The sequence below is a fragment of the Streptomyces sp. NPDC051976 genome (assembly GCF_040680795.1).
In the GTDB taxonomy this organism is placed as follows: Bacteria; Actinomycetota; Actinomycetes; order Streptomycetales; family Streptomycetaceae; genus Actinacidiphila.
This window is the reverse complement of the sequence record NZ_JBFAXL010000008.1, coordinates 85,544-104,666: the sequence shown is the minus strand read 5'-3', so window position 1 is coordinate 104,666 and position 19,123 is coordinate 85,544. Positions and strand designations below refer to the sequence as shown.

Annotated in this window: 18 protein-coding genes; 8 read left to right on the top strand and 10 right to left on the bottom strand. The window is 72.0% G+C overall.

Going from position 1 to position 19,123, the window contains the following annotated elements; genetic code table 11:
* Window positions 1–41: 41 nt before the first annotated feature.
* From AB0M29_RS11770 to AB0M29_RS11760, 3 genes are all read right to left on the bottom strand, one after another.
* Window positions 42–1,175 carry a low temperature requirement protein A gene (locus AB0M29_RS11770; protein ID WP_365382166.1) on the bottom strand — a complete coding sequence of 378 codons (1,134 nt, stop codon included), beginning with the start codon at window positions 1,173–1,175 and terminating at the stop codon, window positions 42–44.
* 227 nt (window positions 1,176–1,402) lie between these two features.
* On the bottom strand, window positions 1,403–2,641 hold the full coding sequence (locus tag AB0M29_RS11765; RefSeq protein WP_365382038.1) for a hypothetical protein: 1,239 nt from the start codon (window positions 2,639–2,641) through the stop codon (window positions 1,403–1,405).
* 151 nt (window positions 2,642–2,792) lie between these two features.
* Window positions 2,793–3,905, bottom strand: a complete 1,113-nt coding sequence (locus tag AB0M29_RS11760; RefSeq protein WP_365382037.1) for a PLP-dependent cysteine synthase family protein — start codon at window positions 3,903–3,905, stop codon at window positions 2,793–2,795.
* 113 nt (window positions 3,906–4,018) lie between these two features.
* Between AB0M29_RS11760 and AB0M29_RS11755 the strand changes: the two genes are divergently transcribed.
* Entirely contained in the window at window positions 4,019–4,279 is a 261-nt protein-coding gene (locus tag AB0M29_RS11755) for a hypothetical protein (protein ID WP_365382036.1), read from the top strand.
* 10 nt (window positions 4,280–4,289) lie between these two features.
* Here the strand turns inward: AB0M29_RS11755 and AB0M29_RS11750 are convergent, their stop codons facing one another.
* From AB0M29_RS11750 to AB0M29_RS11725, 6 genes are all read right to left on the bottom strand, one after another.
* Window positions 4,290–4,760, bottom strand: coding sequence for an MscL family protein (locus AB0M29_RS11750; RefSeq protein ID WP_365382035.1), 471 nt, complete (start codon window positions 4,758–4,760; stop codon window positions 4,290–4,292).
* Window positions 4,761–4,865: 105 nt separating this feature from the next.
* Window positions 4,866–5,474, bottom strand: coding sequence for a hypothetical protein (locus tag AB0M29_RS11745; RefSeq protein ID WP_365382034.1), 609 nt, complete (start codon window positions 5,472–5,474; stop codon window positions 4,866–4,868).
* Window positions 5,475–5,752: 278 nt separating this feature from the next.
* The gene (locus AB0M29_RS11740) at window positions 5,753–6,610 is read right to left on the bottom strand and encodes an S-methyl-5'-thioadenosine phosphorylase (protein WP_365382033.1); all 858 of its coding nucleotides are present in this window, start codon (window positions 6,608–6,610) and stop codon (window positions 5,753–5,755) included.
* Between the two features lie 116 nt (window positions 6,611–6,726).
* On the bottom strand, window positions 6,727–7,056 hold the full coding sequence (locus AB0M29_RS11735; RefSeq protein WP_365382032.1) for an FmdB family zinc ribbon protein: 330 nt from the start codon (window positions 7,054–7,056) through the stop codon (window positions 6,727–6,729).
* Window positions 7,057–7,122: 66 nt separating this feature from the next.
* A complete protein-coding gene (locus tag AB0M29_RS11730; protein WP_365382165.1) occupies window positions 7,123–8,394 on the bottom strand; it encodes an MFS transporter in 1,272 nt (423 codons plus the stop codon).
* 281 nt (window positions 8,395–8,675) lie between these two features.
* Complete coding sequence (locus tag AB0M29_RS11725; RefSeq protein WP_365382164.1) at window positions 8,676–10,163, bottom strand: potassium/proton antiporter; 1,488 nt, start codon at window positions 10,161–10,163, stop codon at window positions 8,676–8,678.
* A 203-nt stretch (window positions 10,164–10,366) separates the two neighbouring features.
* Between AB0M29_RS11725 and AB0M29_RS11720 the strand changes: the two genes are divergently transcribed.
* Complete coding sequence (locus AB0M29_RS11720) at window positions 10,367–13,084, top strand: penicillin acylase family protein (RefSeq protein WP_365382031.1); 2,718 nt, start codon at window positions 10,367–10,369, stop codon at window positions 13,082–13,084.
* Between the two features lie 59 nt (window positions 13,085–13,143).
* Here AB0M29_RS11720 and AB0M29_RS11715 read toward each other — a convergent pair whose 3' ends face one another.
* Window positions 13,144–13,737, bottom strand: a complete 594-nt coding sequence (locus AB0M29_RS11715) for a 5-formyltetrahydrofolate cyclo-ligase (protein WP_365382030.1) — start codon at window positions 13,735–13,737, stop codon at window positions 13,144–13,146.
* An 80-nt stretch (window positions 13,738–13,817) separates the two neighbouring features.
* Between AB0M29_RS11715 and galU the strand changes: the two genes are divergently transcribed.
* From galU to AB0M29_RS11685, 6 genes are all read left to right on the top strand, one after another.
* On the top strand, window positions 13,818–14,726 hold the full coding sequence (gene galU / locus AB0M29_RS11710) for a UTP--glucose-1-phosphate uridylyltransferase GalU (RefSeq protein ID WP_365382029.1): 909 nt from the start codon (window positions 13,818–13,820) through the stop codon (window positions 14,724–14,726).
* Window positions 14,723–16,048: a gephyrin-like molybdotransferase Glp gene (gene glp / locus AB0M29_RS11705; protein ID WP_365382028.1), complete on the top strand. Its 1,326-nt coding sequence runs from the start codon at window positions 14,723–14,725 to the stop codon at window positions 16,046–16,048. The genes galU and glp overlap by 4 nt, the downstream gene beginning before the upstream one ends.
* A 95-nt stretch (window positions 16,049–16,143) precedes the next feature.
* Entirely contained in the window at window positions 16,144–16,626 is a 483-nt protein-coding gene (gene moaC / locus AB0M29_RS11700) for a cyclic pyranopterin monophosphate synthase MoaC (RefSeq protein ID WP_365382027.1), read from the top strand.
* Window positions 16,627–16,694: 68 nt separating this feature from the next.
* Window positions 16,695–17,294 carry a MogA/MoaB family molybdenum cofactor biosynthesis protein gene (locus AB0M29_RS11695; RefSeq protein WP_365382026.1) on the top strand — a complete coding sequence of 200 codons (600 nt, stop codon included), beginning with the start codon at window positions 16,695–16,697 and terminating at the stop codon, window positions 17,292–17,294.
* Window positions 17,291–17,911: a GNAT family protein gene (locus AB0M29_RS11690; RefSeq protein ID WP_365382163.1), complete on the top strand. Its 621-nt coding sequence runs from the start codon at window positions 17,291–17,293 to the stop codon at window positions 17,909–17,911. The genes AB0M29_RS11695 and AB0M29_RS11690 overlap by 4 nt, the downstream gene beginning before the upstream one ends.
* A gap of 117 nt (window positions 17,912–18,028) precedes the next feature.
* Window positions 18,029–19,033 carry a hypothetical protein gene (locus tag AB0M29_RS11685; RefSeq protein WP_365382025.1) on the top strand — a complete coding sequence of 335 codons (1,005 nt, stop codon included), beginning with the start codon at window positions 18,029–18,031 and terminating at the stop codon, window positions 19,031–19,033.
* The last annotated feature ends 90 nt before the right edge of the window (window positions 19,034–19,123 follow it).

The window sequence follows — 19,123 nt, the reverse complement described above, 5'->3', positions numbered from 1 at the left end:
GTGGCGAAGCCCCCCAGGCGTTCGCACGGGTGATCGTAGAGTCATTGGGGCCTGCGCGTCTGTAGGGAAACGCCGATCGCGACAGTGATCGCGCACACCAAGCCCGTCCACAGCACGGCGTGCGAGCCCGAGAACGTACACAGCAGAACCGCCAACGCCGAGACAGGCAAGGTGAGTTGCTGCGCCAGCCCGCGTTTGTTGTGGCGTGCGTGCAGGGCCCAGACGGTGAACAGGAAGATCGCCGTGGGCAGGGTGACGGACGCCGTGGCGGTCCGGGTGGAGATCTCCGAGGTGCCGACCGCCTGCTCCACCGCGATCTCCAGCCCGGCGCCGATCGCCGCCGCCGAGCTGAAGACCGCGTAGTGGCCGTAACCCCACAGGAACGCCTGGCGGTTGGAGGCCAGATGGTCGTGGATGGGGACGGCGAAGTAGATCCACCACGCGGCGAACACGATCAGCAGTCCGCCCACTGCGATGGGCAGCAGATCGGCCAGCGCCCGGTTCTCGTCGACGGCGGACTGCACGGCGACGGTCGCGGCGGACACCGACTCGCCCAGGACGATGATGGTGAACAGCCCGTAGCGTTCGGCGATGTGCTCCGGATGCCAGGTCGTGGGGGAGGACAGCTCCGCCAGCGGAGGCACCGACATCTCGGCGACCGCCATCACCAGGAACGCCCACACCGGCGGTGCGCCCAGTGGGAGCAGCAGGATCAGCCAGCCCGCCTGGCACAGCGCCACCCCGGCCGCGTACCGCAGCGCCGTGGCCCGCGCCGGGCCGCTCTCCGAGCGCGCCGCCCGCAGCCACTGCGTCACCAGCGCCAGCCGCATCACGGTGTACCCGCACACCGTCAGCCGGAAGTCGCCGTCGTCGAACGCCCGCGGCACCCCGGCCGCCAGCATCAGCACACCCACGATCTGCACCAGCGTGGTGATCCGGTACGGCACGTCGTCCGTGTCGTACGCCGACGCGAACCAGGAGAAGTTGACCCAGGCCCACCAGATCGCGAAGAAGACCAGCAGATAGCCGGTCAGCCCGTGCCCGGTGTGGCCGCCCGCCACCGCGTGCACCAGGCGGGCGCCCGCCTGCGCCACCGCGACCACGAAGCAGAGGTCGAAGAACAGCTCCAGCGGGGTGGAGGCGCGGTGCTCCTCGGTACGGCTGCGCGCCGCCATCCGGCGCAGCGCGGGACCGGCCGCGCCGTGCCCGGGCCTCGGCCTGCGGCTCGCGCCTCCGGGGGCCGCGCCCGGTGTCGTCGGTTCACTCATGCAGGACACCTTGCGGGACCGCGCGCGGCGCGCGCACGCCAACGCGCAGTCCGGCAGGGCACCAGGGCCGTACCAGGGCCGTGCCGGAGCGGTGGAGGACGCCGGCCCGGGCGCCCTCCACGACCCCGCGCGGGTCAGAGGTGCGAGGCTCCCCTGCGGCGGCGCAGGCCGACCACGGTCAGCAGCCCGCCCGCGAGGACCAGCGCGCCGGCGGCCAGCCCGATGGTGCGGGTCCGGTCGTTGGCACCGGTGTGCGCGAGCGTGCCGGTGGGCGTCGTGGTCGCGGCCGACGGGGCGGCCGTCCCGTCGGTGGCCGTCGGCGACGGCGTGGCCGTCGGGGTGCTTCCCGCCGGCGCGGAGGAACTCGGCGTCGGCGTCGGGGTCGGCGTCCCGTCTCCGCTGTAGCCGAGCAGTTCGAGCGAGCCCTCGGCCTCGGCGACCGGCGAGGGGTTACCCGTCGCGAGGCTGACCTGCGACATGAGTTGGCCGATGGTGAGGCTCACCGCCCGCTTCTGGTCGGAGCTGAAGCGCAGGTCGTACCGGTGCTTCTGGCCCTTCGCGAAGCCCGCCGGGATCTCCGGCAGCCACCACTCGTTGCTGGTCTTGTCGATCCGCCGCAGCCGCACCCACGCGCCGTCGACCTTCACGTCGACGTTGACCGTCCGCATCGACTCGTCGCCCGGGGCGTGCCCGCCCGACAGGTCCAGGAGGGTGCGCAGCTTCGAGCTGAACGCGCCGCCGCTGTTGTTGTCCACCTCCAGCCAACTGGTGCCCGGCGTGGCGTAGCCGACCTTCGCGGCCGGGCCGAACTTCTCGGTCACCTTGCCCACGGTGATCTCCGGGGTGGCCTTGAACGCGGCGATCTCGGTGAGGCTGGCGAGGTTGACCCCCGCGTCGTTCGCCGGGAAGCGGGACGTCAGGCCGACGGTGAACTTCCAGGTCAGGTGGGAGTGCGCGGGCACCGCGAAGGCCGCCCCCGGCTTGGTGCCGTGCGGCATGAACGTCACCAGCGCGGCGGCGTCCTCGGCCGACACCAGGCTGTCCGTGGCCGGAGCCGACACCGGGGTGACGGTGATCTTCACATCGCCGCTGTTGACCGGGCTCGGCCCATCCGGGATGCCGAAGACGGTGCCTTCGTACTCCGCGGGCTTGCCCGAGTCGTTGGACACGGTCAGCACCGTCGACGCGGTGGCCCCGCCCCGGGTGAGCGGCGCGGACGGAGTGACCGCGCTCCACTTGACGCTGATGTCGCCGGAGTCGGCATGCGCGGCCGCGGGGAGCGCCAGGGAACCGGCGATCGAGGCGGCGGCCACGGCCGTGGCGGCGATGAGGCGTGGACGGCGGGCTGCGACGCGGTGGGTGTTGGCGGACATGGGATTCCCCCCCAAGGGAACGGTGGCCACCTCGCTGTGGCCGCTGTGTGCGATGTGGCCATTCTCATGACCGCAGTTCACCGCCCAGTGGGTGAATCGTCACCTCCGGGTAACAGCCGCACAGCCCCACTCACCTGCGGCGATGCGGAACCTACCGCTCCAGTGTCCCGCCGGTGAGGAACCGTTCGATCCGCTCCACATAGGGGCCGATCCCGATGCCCTGCGCGGCCAGCCAGCCGTCCGCGTAGTACTTCTCCAGATACCGCTCGCCCGGGTCGCACAGCAGGCCCACCACGCTGCCGCTCTCGCCGCGCTCACGCATCTCGGAGATGATCCGGAACGCCGCCCACAGCCCGGTGCCGGTCGAGGCGCCCGCCCGCCGGCCCAGGAGGCGCTCCAGGACGCGGACGGAGGCGATGGAGGCGGCGTCCGGGACGCGCATCATGCGGTCGATCGCCCCCGGGATGAAGCTCGGCTCCACCCGCTGGCGGCCGATCCCCTCGATACGGGAGCCGGTGTCCGTGGTGAACTCCGGGTCGTGGTCGCGCCAGCCGGGGAAGAAGGCGGAGTTCTCCGGGTCGGCCACGCAGATCCCGGTGGTCGCCTGGATGTAGCGCACGTACCTCGCCAGCGTCGCCGAGGTGCCCCCGGTGCCCGCCGTGGCCACGATCCAGGCCGGGACCGGGAACCGCTCGGCGGACATCTGCCGGAAGATCGATTCGGCGATGTTGTTGTTGCCGCGCCAGTCGGTGGCCCGCTCCGCGTACGTGAACTGGTCCATGTAGTGGCCGCCGGTCTCCCGCGCCAGCCGCGCGGCCGTCTCGTACACCTCGCAGGGGTCGTCGACGAGATGACATCGGCCGCCGTGGAACTCGATCAGCTCGATCTTCGCCTGCACGGTGCTGCGGGCCATCACCGCGACGAACGGCACCCCGATCAGCCGGGCGAAGTACGCCTCCGAGACCGCCGTCGAGCCGCTGGACGCCTCGATCACCGGGCGGCCGGGCCGTACCCATCCGTTGCAGAGGGCGTAGAGGAACAGCGACCGGGCCAGCCGGTGCTTGAGCGAGCCCGTCGGGTGGGTGGACTCGTCCTTGAGGTAGAGGTCGACGCCCCAGTCCGGCGGCAGCGGCACCGACAGCAGGTGGGTGTCGGCGGAGCGGTTCGCGTCGGCCTGGACGCGCCGGACGGCCTCGCTCAGCCAGGTCCGGTACGCCGGGTCCGACCGGTCGATGTCGAGTTCGTCTGAGGGTGATGGCTGCATGCGGCCAGGTATATCCGCCACGTTGGCTCAAACGGACACTTGGGGTATCTCCCCGCACCCGCTTGAGCAGGCGCGACGGCCGGGCCGGAGCCCATTCGCCGTACCCTGGAGCCATGAGCACCACGCCCGGCCCCACCCCGGAAGAGACGCCCGCCGACGCCCACGGCGAGGCGCCCGTCGACTCCTCCGCCGCCACCTCCGGCGGGAGCGCCGGCACCGCGCCCAAGGGGAACCCCGCAGCGCTGGTCTTCGACGATCCGCTGGACCGGCCGTCGTCCGACGACACCGACCGCGGCTGGGGCGAGCGGTCCGGCGGCTCGGGGGACGACGACTTCACGCGCTTCCTCAACGAGAAGCCGCCGCACCACCTCTGAGCGGACCGGATCAGGAGCCGCCACCGCTGCGCGGGGCGACCAGCGCGTCCCGGATGTCCCGCAGCAGGGTGATCTCCTCGATCTCGGTCACCTTCTCCTCGACCTCGGTGTGCTTGCGCTTGGCCGCCTGCCGGGCCAGGTACCGGGACATCGGCACGACCATCAGGAAGTACACCACCGCGGCCGTGATCAGGAAGGTCAGCAGCGCGCCGAGCACCGATCCCCACAGGATGTGGATACCGCTGATGGCCTGGCCCTTCGCGTCCACCTTGCACGGGCCCTTCAGGCAGGACGAGTAGTTGTCGAGGGCCTTGGTGCCGAACGCGCCGACCAGCGGGTTGATGACCCCGTTGACCACGGAGTTCACCACGCTGGTGAACGCGGCACCGATGACCACCGCGACCGCGAGGTCGATCACGTTCCCGCGCGTGATGAATTCCTTGAAGCCCGCGAGGAGGCTCGGCTTGCTGTTGTCGGTCACAGCGGTCCCTCTGTTTCCCTGGCGCCGATGAGGCGGAATGGTGGATTCCGCCATCGAAGGCAGTCGGGTGTCCGCGTGTCCAATCGCCGTTCACGAAAGGGTGATTCAGCACAGCGCCACCGCCAGCGGGGACGCGAGGGCGGCCCCGGAGAGCGCGGCGGCGGTGCGGCGTGGCACGGACAGCAGGACCAGCGCGGCACCGGGCGGGCCCGGGACCGCGACGACCGGCACCCCCGAGGCGACGACGCGTGCCCCCGCCAGCACGTCGACCCGGTCGCCGGGGCGCAGCAGCGCGACGGCCGCGGCGTCCGCGATCCGGACCGGCGCCCTGACCTGCTCGCCGCCCGCGTCACGCGGCACTCGCACCGGGCCGTGGGCGTCGGAGGCGTCGTGCGTCGCGGGTGGACCCGGTGGGCGCCGACGCCCCACCACCGCGCCACCGAGGGGGCCCGGCGGTAGCTGTGCCCGCGCCGCCGGCCCACGCGCCGCCGCCACCGGCCGTGGCGCGGCCCCGTAGGCCGCTGAACCGGCGAGCGCGGCCGCGGTGACGGCCAGCCCGGCCGCGAGCGTGCGCCGCCCCACGGCCCCGCCCAGCAGTGGGCGCCGCCCACCGGCTCTGATCGGCGGGAAGTCCGGCACCGCGCGGCCCGGCGGGGCGTACTGCTCGGGTGTGCGCGGCCCGACCGGCGAGTTGGGGGAGGGGTACGAGGACATGGGGGACCACCGCCTGGCGTGAGAGGGAAGCGGACCGGGAGATCCGGTCGACGCATCCACCTTCGCGCACTCCGCTGACATGCCCCGAAGTCCTGTGGACAACCAGCCAGTTGTGGATAACCCGGCCACCCGTGAGAGTGAGCGGCCGGTCCACCCACGCCGCGACAGCCCGATGGGCCCGCGCCCACAGGCCAACGGCCCCGCGCCGGCGGGCCAGCGGCGCCCCGTCGACGAGCTCACGGCCCACCCGTGGCTACGCCCACGGGCCCCACCCGCGGCTACGGCAGGATGATCCCCGTGTCCTGGCCGCCCAGCGCGTCCACGCACAGGCAGGAGCGCTCGTCGCTGTCCGGCAGCGCGCCGATCACGTCGAAGAGCACGTCCCGCATCCGGCCCACGTTGGCCGCGAAGACCTCGAGCACCTCCTCGTGGGAGACGCCCTCGCCGGTGTCGGCGCCCGCGTCCAGGTCGGTGACGAGGGTCAACGACGTGTAGCAGAGGCCGAGTTCACGGGCGAGCACGGCCTCGGGGTGGCCGGTCATGCCGACCACGGACCAGCCCTGCGCGGCGTGCCAGAGCGACTCCGCGCGGGTCGAGAAGCGCGGGCCCTCGACGACCACGAGTGTGCCGCCGTCGACCGCCTCCCAGCCGCTCGCCCGCGCGGTGTCCACGGCGGCCCTGCGGCCGACGGGGCAGTAGGGGTCGGCGAAGGTCACGTGCACCACGTTCGGCACCTGGCCGTCGGCCCGCGTCTCACCGTCGAAGTACGACTGGGCGCGGGACTTGGTGCGGTCCACGAGCTGGTCGGGCACCAGCAGGGTGCCGGGGCCGTACTGCGCGCGCAGCCCGCCCACGGCGCACGGCCCGAGGACCTGGCGCGCGCCGACGGACCGCAGGGCCCACAGATTGGCCCGGTAGTTGATCTTGTGCGGCGGCAGGGTGTGCTTGCGGCCGTGCCGCGGCAGGAACGCCACCCGGCGTCCGCCGACCTCACCGAGGAAGAGCGAGTCGCTCGGCGGGCCATAGGGAGTGTCGACGGTGATTTCCGTCACATCGTCGAGGAACGAGTAGAAACCGGACCCGCCGATGACGCCGATCTCGGCCCGCGCTTGCGTCGCACTGCTGCTCTCCACCATGGAGATCACCCTAATCCGGCGCCTTGGGCGCGACGAACCCCCGCCGCGAAGACGACGGGGGTTCGTAAGGTCTGCGGTGCCCGTACCCGGCTACCGGGCCGCGGGCGCGTCCGGGCCTAGGCCGCGGACGTGCTGCTGGTGGACGAGGAGCCCTTGCTCGCGCTCGACGAGGAGCTGGTCGACGAGCCCGCGGGCTTGCTGTCGGCCTTGCTGCCGGAGCCGCTGTCCGAGCCGCCGCTCTTGGTGGCGGGCGCGCTGCTCGACGAGGAGCCGCGGCTGTCGGTCCGGTAGAAACCGGAGCCCTTGAAGACCACGCCCACGGCGGAGAAGACCTTGCGCAGGCGTCCGCTGCAGTTGGGGCACACCGTGAGCGCGTCATCGGTGAACTTCTGCACCGCCTCGAGGCCCTCGCCGCACTCGGTGCACTGGTACTGGTACGTCGGCACTTGCTCCTCCTGGCACTCTCACTCGTTGAGTGCTAACGACGTTCAATAGTGCAGTATTTCCCGGCGTCAGTCCACCTTGACCGGCGGACGGTGACCGATCACACCCGCGGCGACCACTCCACGGGAGTGCGGCACCAGGCGTCCGCGCAGCCCCATGAGCACCGCCAGGGCCAGCGCCGTACCGGCCAGCGGCACGGTGAAACCGGCGTGCGGGCCCACATGGTCGGCGAGCAGACCGGCCGCGGTGACGGCCACGGCCTGGCCGAGGGCGACCGAGCCGGTCAGCCAGGTGAAGGCCTCGGTGCGGGTCGCGCTCGGCACCAGCGCGTCCACCAGGGTGTAGCCGGTGATCAGCGCGGGCGCGATGCACAGGCCGACCAGCAGCCCGAGCGCGGCGAGCAGCGGTACGGCGTGTGCGGCCCACAGCGGGGCCGTGGCCAGCGTCAGGGCCGCGTACGCCGCCAGCAGGCGGCTGCGCGGGCTGCGCCGCCAGGAGATGGCGCCGTAGACCACACCGGCCAGCATGTTCCCGGCCGCGAAGGTGCCGTAGAGCACACCGCTCAGGCCAGGGCGGCCGATGTCCTGGGTGACGGCGGTCAGTGACACCTGCATGCCGCCGAAGACCGCGCCGATGCCCAGGAAGGCGACGGCGAGCGCCCGCACGCCGGGGACGGACAGCGCCGAGGGGTGCTTCACGCGCGCCCCGGCGGCCGGGCGGTGCGGGACGGGGGCGGTGCTTCGCTGCGCGGCGAAGAGGATTCCGCCCACCAGGGTCAGCGCGGCCTCGGTGAGCAGCCCGGCGGCCGGGTGCACCGCAGTGCACAGCGCGGTGGCCAGCACCGGGCCGATCACGAAGGTGAACTCGTCCGTCACCGACTCGAAGGCCGCCGCGGTCGTCATCAGGGGCGAGGCGGACGAGGACGGCGTCCCCGTGCTGTGCAGCGCCACGGCCCAGCGGGCCCGCACCATGGGGCCGACCTGGGGGACGGTGGCACCCGAGGGCACGGCGGCGGCGAAGAGCGCCCAGACGGGCGCGTGGGCCAGCGCCAGGGCCACCAGAGCGACGACGGCGGCGGAGTGCAGGACGACACCGGGCAGCAGCACCGCGCGCTGCCCCAGCCGGTCGGCGAGCCGGCCGGCGCGCGGCGCGCACAGGGCCATCGAGACACCGGTGACGGCCGCGACGGAGCCAGCGGTCCCGTAGGAGCCGGTGGTGTGCTCCACGAGCAGCACGATGCCGATGGTGAGCATCGCGAAGGGCTGCCGTGCGGCGAAGCCGGGGAGGAGGAAGGCCCAGGCGCCCGGAGTGCGCAGAAGCTGCCGGTAACCCGGCTTCACGGGTGCGGGCGGCGCCTTGTGCGGCGCGGTGGGCGTGCCGGCCGTGCTGGACGGCGAGGTGCTGGACGACGAGGGAGTGGACACCGTGGATGCCACGGCCTGGTCTTTCTGCTGCCTGGTAGCGCGGGTCGCGGGGGTGCCCGCGTGTCGCGCCGAGAGCCGTCCGCTAGCGCGGGATACCGCGCCGGCTCTGCGTCAGACAGAGGTTGAACTCGACAAGTACCTCATCATGATACGCGGCCCCCGCCGCGGCCCGCTGCCCGCTTCCCGCCGCAGGCCGCTCAGCGGTGCCCCAGCCAGCCGGCGAGCTTGCCGCCCCGGCCGACCGCGCGCAGCCGGTCCTCGGCGGCGTCCCGTACCGGGTCGGTGGTCACCACCAGCAGCTCGTCGCCGCGCCGCAGCACCGTCGAGGGCAGCGGCACGAAGCTGGTGCCCTCGCGCACCACCAGCGTGACTGCGGCGCCCGCGGGCAGCCGCAGCTCGTTGACCTCGACGCCGTGCATGCGGGAGCCGTCCGGGATGGCGACGGAGAGCAGATGGCCGCGGAGCCGCTCGAGGGGCGCGGACTCGATGCCGAGGTCGGCGCCGCCGCTGTCACCGGCCAGCCGCAGGCGCCGGGCGAGCCAGGGCAGGGTCGGGCCCTGCACCAGGGTGTAGAAGATCACCAGGACGAAGACGATGTTGAAGATCCGCTTGCTGTCCGCGACCCCGGCCACCATGGGGATGGTGGCGAGCACGATCGGCACCGCGCCGCGCAGCCCCGCCCAGGACATCAGGGCCTGCTCGCGCCAGGGGATGCGGAACGGCACCAGGCTGGCCACCACGGAGGCGGGGCGGGCCACAGCGGTCAGGATCAGGCCGATCACCAGGGCGGGCACGATGTCGTCGCCCAGCTCGTGCGGGGTGACCAGCAGGCCCAGCAGGACGAACAGGCCGATCTGGGCGATCCAGCCGAGCCCCTCGGCGAAACCGCGGGTGGCCGGCCCGTGCGGCAGTTTCGCGTTGCCCAGGATCAGCGAGGCGACGTAGACGGCCAGGAAGCCCGAGCCGTGCGCGATGGCGCCGGCCGCGTAGGCGCCGACCGCGATGGCCATCACCGCGATCGGGTACAGACCGGAGGCGGGCAGTGCCAGGTGCTTGATCGCGTAGGCGCCCAACCAGCCGACCGCCAGCCCTATGGCGGCGCCGATGACCAGCTCCAGCGCGATCTCGCCCAGCAGTTGGTACCAGTGCTCGACCGGTCCCGCGGCGGAGAAGGCCACCACCAGGATGACCACGGGGGCGTCGTTGAAGCCCGACTCCGCCTCCAGGACACCGGTCACCCTCTTGGGCAGCGGGACGTTGCGCAGCACGGAGAAGACCGCCGCCGCGTCGGTCGACGACACCACCGCGCCGATGATCAGTGCCTGCCGCCAGTCCAGGTCGACCAGATAGTGCGCGGCGCTCGCGGTGATCAGCACGCTCAGCAGCAGCCCGAAGGTGGAGAGCACCGCGGCCGCGGGCAGCACCGGCTTGATCGCCTGCCACTTCGTGCCGAGTCCACCTTCGGCCAGAATCACCACAAGTGCGGCATAGCCCAGCACTTGGGTCAATTGCACATTGTCGAAGGTGAAGCCGAAAAGGCCGTCCTGGCCGATGACGACGCCGATGCCGAGGTAGATGAGCAGGGTCGGCAGACCGCTGCGTGAGGCGAGGCGGACGGCGACGACGGCGACCAGCAGGACCGAGGCGCCGACGAGCAGGATCTCGTTGAGGTGGTGGACAGTCAGGGTGGCGGTCCTTTCAACTTCGTTGCCTTGCCTAACATTTTACCCGCTCTTGACGTTCCATGGTCACATCAAGGTCACCTCCGCGCCCGTGGCGGGGTCCGGGAAGACTCCGCGTCCAGCCGCCACAGGGCGTGCGCCTATGGTTGCCCTTGCACCAAGAGCACCCTGATCACCGGTCCGCCCTGCCCCCTCGAAGGACAGCGATGCCCGCTCGGAAGAAGTCCCGCCGCCTACGCCTGATCGTGATCGCGTTCGTGCTGCTGCTCGTGACGGGCATGGGATACGGGTCCTACTGGGGCGTGAGCACCGTGCGTGCGTCGTTCCCGCAGACCTCGGGCTCGCTCAAGCTCAAGGGCCTGTCGGGACCGGTCGATGTGATGCGCGACGGCAACGGCATCCCGCAGATCTACGCCGACACCCCGGCCGATCTCTTCCGCGCCCAGGGCTTCGTGCAGGCGCAGGACCGCTTCTACGAGATGGACGTGCGCCGCCACCTCACCTCGGGGCGGCTGTCGGAGATGTTCGGCAAGGGGCAGGTGGAGACCGACGCCTTCCTGCGCACCCTCAACTGGCACGGCATCGCGCAGCAGGAGTACGACACCAAGCTCAGCGCCACCACCAAGCAGTACCTGCAGGCGTACACCGACGGCGTCAACGCGTACCTGAAGGACCACAGCGGTGCCGGGCTCTCGGTGGAGTACGCGGCCCTGGGCTTCGTCAACAACTACAAGCCGCAGCCCTGGACGCCGGTCGACTCGGTCGCCTGGCTCAAGGCGATGGCGTGGGACCTGCGCGACAACATGCAGGACGAGATCGACCGCGCCCTGAGCACCAGCCGCCTCAGCCAGGCGCAGATCGCGCAGCTCTACCCCGCCTACCCTTATGCGCGAAACCGCCCGATCGTGGACGCCGGCAGCGTCGACAAGACCACCGGCACGTACCAGCCCGCGTCGACCGGCGGCCCGCAGGGGCTCAGCAACGCCGTCAACTCGCAGCTCTCCGGCATCTCGCAGATCATCGACCAGATGCCCGCGCTGCTCGGCCCCGCGGGCGACGGCATCGGCTCCAACTCGTGGGTGGTGTCGGGCAAATACACGACCACGGGCGAGCCGCTGCTCGCCAACGACCCGCACCTGGCGCCGCAACTGCCCTCGCTCTGGTACCAGATGGGGCTGCACTGCCGCACCGTGAGCGCCGCGTGCCCGTACGACGTGGCCGGATACACCTTCTCCGGCATGCCCGGCGTGATCATCGGCCACAACCAGGACATCGCCTGGGGCATGACCAACCTGGGCGCCGACGTGACCGACCTGTACCTGGAGAAGGTCACGGCGAACACGTACCTGTACGACGGCAAGCAGCTGCCCTTCAAGACGCACCAGGAGACGATCAAGGTCGCGGGCGGCAAGGACCGCACCATCACGGTGCGCGAGACCAACAACGGCCCGGTGATCTCCGACCGCAGCGACGAGATCCGCACCCTCGGCCAGAACGCGTCGGTGGCGAACCCGCCGGGCGGGGTCAACGGCGGCTACGCGGTCGCCCTGAGATGGACGGCACTCACCCCTTCGAAGTCGATGGACGCGGTCTTCGAGCTCGACCGGGCCACCGACTTCAAGGGATTCCGCGCCGCCGCCGCCGACTTCGCGGTGCCCTCGCAGAACCTGATCTACGCCGACACCAAGGGCAACATCGGCTACCAGGCGCCCGGCCAGGTGCCGATCCGCCAGGCGGGCGTCGACGGCAGGTACCCGGCCCCCGGCTGGGACTCGCACTACGCATGGACGGGCAAGTACATCCCGTTCAAGTCGATGCCGTACGAGTACAACCCGTCACGCGGCTACATCGTCACCGCGAACCAGGCCGTCATCGACCAGAGCAAGTACCCGTACCTGCTCACCGAGGACTGGGGATACGGCACCAGGAGTCAGCGGATCAACGACCTCATCGCGTCCAAGATCAAGGACGGCGGCAAGGTCTCCATGGACGACATGCAGTCCATGCAGGGCGACAGCAGCAGTGAGATCGCCAAGCTGCTGGTGCCCTACCTGCTGAAGGTCGACATCACCAACGACAAGCACGACTACGTGCGGGGCGCGCAGAAGCTGCTGGAGGGCTGGGACTACAACCAGGACGCGGACTCCGCGGCGGCGGCGTACTTCAACGCGGTCTGGCGCAACGTGCTCAAGCTGGCGTTCGGCAACAAGCTGCCCAAGGAACTGCGCCCCGAGGGCCAGTGCCTGCGGGTGCTGCCTGCCGGGCAGACGGGACCGGTCGACAACCTCAACGGCGAGAGCCCCACCATCAGGGAGTGCGGCGAGCGCGACCCCGCCGACGCGCAGCCGGACGGCGGCGACCGCTGGTTCGAGGTGGTGCGCAACCTCCTGCCCAACCAGAACAGCCCCTGGTGGACGATGTCCACCACCGCGTTCTTCACCGGCGACACCAACAAGGCGCACCGTACCGACCGCGACCAGCTCCTCGAACAGGCCATGAGGGACGCCCGCTACGAGCTGACCGCCAAGCTCGGCAAGGACATGGACACCTGGAGCTGGGGCCGGCTGCACAAGCTGGAGCTCAAGAACCAGACCCTGGGCACCGACGGCCCCTCGGTCGTCAAGTGGCTGCTCAACCGCGGCCCCTACCAGCTCGGCGGCGGTGAGGCGGCCGTGGACGCGACCGGCTGGAACGCGGCGGGCGGCTACGACGTGGTGTGGGTGCCGTCGATGCGGATGGTCGTCAACCTCCAGGACTTCGACAAGTCCCGGTGGATCAACCTCACCGGCGCCTCAGGGCACGTCTACAGCGCCCATTACACCGACCAGACCGGCATGTGGGCCAACGGCGAACTGCTGCCCTGGGCGTTCACCGCTCCCCAGGTGGAGAAGGCGACCAAGCAGAAGATGGCGCTCACGCCGTAGTGCCGCGGCCCACGCCCCAGCCCTGCCGTGAACCCGTGCCGAACCCGTCCTGAACGCGTTCAGGACGGGAAGCGGTGCACCCCTTCCGGTGTGACCGCCAGATGCACCGGGTGGTCGTGCGGTTCCCTCGGGACGTGCGCGACCACCTCGTGCGGATAGAGCAGCACCAGGAGCAGCGGTTCCGCCCCGGCCGCCTGGAGCCGCGCGAGCACCCGGTCGTACGATCCGCCTCCGCGCCCCAGCCGTACCCCGGTCGCGTCCACCGCGAGACCCGGCAGCAGCACGGCGCTCACCTCGGTGACCGCCTCCCGCCCCAGCCGCTCGCCGGTCGGCTCCCACAGGCCGCGCCTGGTGCGCTCCAGCGCCCGCGGCCCCCGGTACACCGCCCAGTCCAGGTCGTTGTCGGGCAGGAGCACCGGCAGCAGCACCCGCGTCCCGGCGTCCCGCAGCGCGTCGATCAGCTCCCTGGTGCCGGGTTCCGCGCCCATGGAGACATATGCGGCGACGGTGCCGCCTGCCGCCAGCTCGGGCAGCTCCCGTACCCTCGTGGCCAGTGCCGCGCCCGCCGCCTCGCGTGCCGCCGCGGTCAAGCCGCGCCGGGCCCGCAGGAGTTCCGCCCGCAGCTCGGCCTTCTCATCAGGGGCTTCCCTCATACCACGCACAACCGCCGCCTATCAGCCACAATCAACCAGATCTTCATCTACAGCACATTCAGGCCCGCTAATGTGCCCCCATGACGCACTCACGTACCCGGCTCAGCAAGGCTGTCATTCCGGCGGCCGGTCTCGGCACCCGGTTCCTCCCGGCGACCAAGGCGACGCCGAAGGAAATGCTGCCCGTGGTGGACAAGCCCGCCATCCAGTACGTGGTCGAGGAGGCGGTCTCCGCGAACCTCTCCGATGTGCTCATGATCACCGGCCGCAACAAGCGTGCCCTGGAGGACCACTTCGACCGCAATTACGAGCTCGAAGAGGCACTCACCCGCAAGGGCGACGAGTCACGGCTCGCCCGGGTCCGCGAGTCCAGCGACCTCGCCACCATGCACTATGTACGCCAGGGTGACCCGCGCGGCCTGGGCCACGCCGTGCTCTGCGCCGAGCCGCACGTCGGCGACCAGCCGTTCGCCGTCCTCCTCGGCGACGACTTGATAGACCCGCGCGACCCGCTGCTGTCCCGCATGATCGACGTCCAGGAGCGGCACGGCGGCAGTGTGATCGCCCTCATGGAGGTCGACCCCTCCCAGATCCACCTGTACGGATCCGCCGCCATAGTGCCCACCGACGACGACGACGTCGTGCGCGTCACGGACCTGGTCGAGAAGCCGCACCCCGAGCAGGCGCCGTCCAACTACGCGATCATCGGCCGCTATGTGCTCGACCCGGCCGTCTTCGAGGCGATCAAGAAGACCGAGCCCGGCCGCGGCGGCGAGATCCAGCTGACCGACGCGCTGCGGGAGCTGTCGCACCGCGACGACAGCGGCGGCCCGGTGCACGGCGTGGTCTTCCACGGCCGCCGCTACGACACCGGCGACCGCGGGGACTATCTGCGTGCGATTGTCCGACTGGCATGCGAACGTGATGACCTGGGGCCCGATTTCCGGACCTGGCTGCGTTCGTACGTCACCGAGGAGATGCAAGAGTGAGTCATGACGCCGACCGAGTGTGGTCCGTCTCCGAACATCTCGACAGCATCCTGGGGCAACTCGCCCCGCTGGAGCCGATCGAGCTGCAACTCCTGGACGCGCAGGGCTGCGTACTGGTCGAGGACGTCACCGTGCCGGGCGCGCTGCCACCCTTCGAGAACAGCTCCATGGACGGGTACGCCGTCCGTACCGCCGACATCAAGGCGGCGACCGAGGAGCACCCCGCCGTCCTCGACGTGATCGGCGACGTGGCGGCGGGCAGCGGGGAGCTGCCCACCGTCGGACCCGGCCAGGCCGCGCGGATCATGACCGGCGCCCCGCTGCCGCCCGGCGCCGAGGCCGTCGTCCCCGTCGAGTGGACCGACGGCGGCACCGGCGGCGGACCCGCCACCGCGATGACCGCCGCCAGCAGCGACCCGGCGGGCGCGGCCGGCGAGGTCCGGGTGCACCGGCCCGCGGAACACGGCCAGTTCGTCCGCGCCCGCGGCAGCGACGTCGCCGCCGGAGAGCTGGCGCTCGCCGCCGGTACGATCCTCGGCCCGCCGCAGATCGGCCTGCTGGCCGCCGTCGGCCGCGCCACCGTACGGGTCAGGCCGCGCCCCCGGGTCGTGGTGATCTCCACCGGCAGCGAGCTGGTGCAGCCCGGCGAGGCGCTCGGCCCCGGCCAGATCCACGACTCCAACAGCTTCGCGCTGACCGCCGCCGCGCGCGCCGCCGGGGCCATCGCCTACCGGGTGGGCGCCGTCGCCGACGAGGTCGAGACGCTGCGCGCCACCATCGAGGACCAGCTGATCCGCGCCGACATCATCGTCACCAGCGGCGGCGTCAGTGTCGGCGCGTACGACGTGGTCAAGGAGGCGCTGTCCTCGATCGCCGACAGCCCCGACGCGGCGGACGGCGAGGGCACCGGCCATGTCGACTTCCGCAAGCTCGCCATGCAGCCCGGCAAGCCCCAGGGCTTCGGCCGGATCGGCCCCGACCGCACCCCGCTGCTGGCGCTGCCCGGCAACCCGGTCAGCTCGTACGTCTCCTTCGAGCTGTTCGTCCGCCCGGCCATCCGCACCCTGATGGGCGCGGGCGCGGTGCACCGCGAGGTCGCACGGGCCTTCTGCACCACCGCGATCGAGTCGTCGCCCCAGGGGCGCCGGCAGTTCCTGCGCGGCAGTCACGACCGGGCCGCCGGCACCGTCACCCCGGTCGGCGGCGCGGGATCGCACCTGGTCAAGGCGTTGGCGCACGCCGACTGCCTGATCGTCGTACCGGAGGAGAGCACCTCGGTCGCGGCGGGCGAGGACGTGGAAGTGATCCTGCTGGACGACTGAGCCGGGGTGACCCGCGGCGGGTGTCACGGACCCGCGGCCCGGGTGTCGGATCCTGCCGGTACGGTGTCTGCCCAAGAGACCGCACGGGGAGAACCATGAGCAGCGCGCCGCACCACCTCACCCACCTCGACGAGGCAGGCGCCGCCCGCATGGTCGACGTCTCCGCCAAGGACGTCACCGCGCGTACGGCCCGCGCCACCGGCCGGGTCCTCGTCGCACCCCGCGTCGTGGAGCTGCTGCGCGGCGAGGGCGTCCCCAAGGGCGACGCCCTGGCCACCGCGCGGATCGCGGGCATCATGGGGGCCAAGCGCACTCCCGACCTGATCCCGCTGTGCCACCCGCTCGCCGTCTCCGGCGTCAAGGTCGACCTCGCGGTCACCGACGAGGCGGTGGAGATCACCGCCACGGTGAAGACCACGGACCGCACCGGCGTGGAGATGGAGGCGCTGACCGCCGTCACCGTCGCCGCTCTCACCGTGATCGACATGGTCAAGGCCGTCGACAAGGCGGCGGTCATCACCGACGTCCGCGTCGAGGAGAAGACCGGCGGCAAGTCCGGCGACTGGCACCGCTCATGAGCGGGTCCGAGGCTGTGAGCGGCTCCGGGGCCGAGAGCGGGTCCGAGACCATCAGAGGCTCCGGGGCTGTGAGCGGCTCCGCGCGGAACTCGCCGCCGCGTGCGCTCGCCGTCACCGCCTCCAACCGCGCCGCCGCCGGGGTGTACGAGGACCGCGGCGGCCCGCTGATCGTCGCCGGTCTCGAAGCGCTCGGGTTCGCGGTCGACGGGCCGCGGGTCGTGCCCGACGGCGACCCGGTCGGCGCCGTGCTGCGCGAGGCCGCCGCCGCCGGGTACGACGTGGTGGTCACCACCGGCGGCACCGGAATCTCGCCCACCGACCGCACCCCCGAGGTCACCCGGGCCGTACTGGACTACGAGATCCCCGGCATCGCGGAGGCGATCCGCGCCGCGGGCCGGGAGAAGGTGCCCACCGCCGTGCTGTCCCGTGGCGTCGCGGGGGTCAGTGGCCGCACCCTGGTGGTGAACCTCCCCGGTTCGACCGGCGGGGTCAAGGACGGCCTGGCCGTACTCGCCCCGCTGCTCGTCCACGCCGTCGACCAGATCCACGGCGGCGACCACCCGGCGCCGTCGTCCGCGAACCCGCCGTCCTCCGCGCACGCACCGTCCTCCGCAGCCGCGGAGACGCCCGCCGACGCGGACACCTCCGTCCCGAGGAGACCGAGCTGAACGGGTCCTGGCCCGCCGAACTGGTGGACGGTGACATCACCCTCCGCCCGATCCGGATGCGCGACCAGCGGGCGTGGCGCGAGGTCAACCGCCGCAACCGCGACTGGCTGCGCCCGTGGGAGGCCACCGTGCCGCCCGCCCCGCCCGGCCATGTCGCCCAGCGCCCCACGTACCGTCAGATGGTGCGCCACCTACGGGCCGAGGCGAGCGCCGGGCGGATGCTGCCGTTCGTGATCGAGTACCAGGGGCGGCTCGCGGGCCAGCTCACCGTCGCGGGCATCACCTGGGGCTCGATGTGCTCCGCGCACATCGGGTACTGGGTCGACGAGGCGGTCGCCGGGCGCGGCGTCATGCCCACCTCCGTCGCGCTCGCCGTCGACCACTGCTTCCGTCGCGTGGGCCTGCACCGGGTCGAGGTCTGCATCCGCCCGGAGAACGGTCCCAGCCGCAGGGTGGCCGAAAAGCTGGGCTTCCGTGAAGAGGGACTACGTCCGCGCTATCTGCATATCGACGGTGGATGGCGGGACCATCTGGTGTACGCGCTGACGGCGGAGGAAGTCCCCGAGGGGCTGCTGAACCGCTGGCGGCAGGCCAGGCCCGGCACCCCCCGAAAATAAAACAATTGTTCGAAAATGAAGCCAATCGCAAAAAAATCTCGGCATATCAGCCAGATCGTGCGACACACCGGGCCAAATTGCGTATGGCGTGTCTCGATCACCCCTACCGTGTAACGCGTGAGCAGTAGTGGCCTCATCTACGCAGTCATCGTCGGGGCCTGGGCTGCCTACTTGGTGCCGATGTGGCTCCGTAGGCAGGACGAGCTCAACGAAGCGCGTCCGACGGAACGCTTCAGCACCGCCATCCGGCTGCTGTCCGGGCGGGCGGCGATGGAGCGGCGCGTCGCGAAGGCGCGAGGTGAGTCCGCCGAGCCCGCCCTTGGCACGCCCGACGATGCACCCGAGGACGATCTCGCCGACGCGGTGGACGTCCGGGACCTCGCCGTGCCCGCGACCGAGGTACGGCCCGCGGCCCGCGCCGCGCACCACGCCCACCCGGCGCACTCCGGGCACGCGGCGGCTCACCCCGGTGTGCCCAATCCGCGGGCCAAGGTGCTCGCCCGCCGCCGGCGCACCACCACGCTGCTCTTCCTCGTCTTCACCGTCGGCGCCGTCGCTGCCGCCGTCGGCGGCCTCGCCCTGCTCTGGGCGCCCGCCGTACCGGCCGTGCTGCTGACGCTCTACATCGGCCAGATGCGCCGCCAGGAGCGCCGCCGCTTCGAGGTCCGTATCGACCAGCGGCACGCCGCCGAGGCGGCCCGTCGGCTGCGCGCCCGCCCGGCGCCCGCCGCCGAGGAGCCGCCCGCGCCCGCCGCGCCGGTCGCCGAGGAGCCCGCGCCCTCGCCGCGCACTGCCGACCGCCGCGCCCTCGTCGAGCAGACCGACCACGCCGAGTGGGTCGACCAGCAGCGTGCCCAGCAGTCCGGCGACGACGGCTGGGACCCGGTCCCGGTGCCGCTGCCGACCTATGTGACGGCCCCGGTCGCCCCCCGTACCCCGGGCGGCATCGACCTGAACGCCCCCGACACCTGGAGCTCCGCCCGCTCCGGCACCACACCGGCGGACCCGGCCCCGGCGCCCCCCGCCACCCCGCCGACCCGCCGCCCGCGCACCCGCACCCCGCGCACCCCGCTCTTCGACCAGTACGCCGACCCCGACCGCCGCCGCGCCGCCAACGAGTAGCCCGCTCCGGTCTGCGCCGCCCCGGCGGCGCGGACCAGCGCGAATCCCGTTCACGACCACCACTCCCGGGATGCTAGAGTTTTCCTCGTT

Excerpts from the sequence above, each read along its gene's own strand:
- AB0M29_RS11770 (WP_365382166.1), bottom strand. The coding sequence starts at position 1,175 with ATGGCGGCGCGCAGCCGTACCGAGGAGCACCGCGCCTCCACCCCGCTG.
- AB0M29_RS11765 (WP_365382038.1), bottom strand. The coding sequence starts at position 2,641 with ATGTCCGCCAACACCCACCGCGTCGCAGCCCGCCGTCCACGCCTCATC.
- AB0M29_RS11760 (WP_365382037.1), bottom strand. The coding sequence starts at position 3,905 with ATGCAGCCATCACCCTCAGACGAACTCGACATCGACCGGTCGGACCCG.
- AB0M29_RS11755 (WP_365382036.1), top strand. The coding sequence starts at position 4,019 with ATGAGCACCACGCCCGGCCCCACCCCGGAAGAGACGCCCGCCGACGCC.
- AB0M29_RS11745 (WP_365382034.1), bottom strand. The coding sequence starts at position 5,474 with ATGTCCTCGTACCCCTCCCCCAACTCGCCGGTCGGGCCGCGCACACCC.
- AB0M29_RS11740 (WP_365382033.1), bottom strand. The coding sequence starts at position 6,610 with ATGGTGGAGAGCAGCAGTGCGACGCAAGCGCGGGCCGAGATCGGCGTC.
- AB0M29_RS11720 (WP_365382031.1), top strand. The coding sequence starts at position 10,367 with ATGCCCGCTCGGAAGAAGTCCCGCCGCCTACGCCTGATCGTGATCGCG.
- AB0M29_RS11715 (WP_365382030.1), bottom strand. The coding sequence starts at position 13,737 with ATGAGGGAAGCCCCTGATGAGAAGGCCGAGCTGCGGGCGGAACTCCTG.
- galU (WP_365382029.1), top strand. The coding sequence starts at position 13,818 with ATGACGCACTCACGTACCCGGCTCAGCAAGGCTGTCATTCCGGCGGCC.
- moaC (WP_365382027.1), top strand. The coding sequence starts at position 16,144 with ATGAGCAGCGCGCCGCACCACCTCACCCACCTCGACGAGGCAGGCGCC.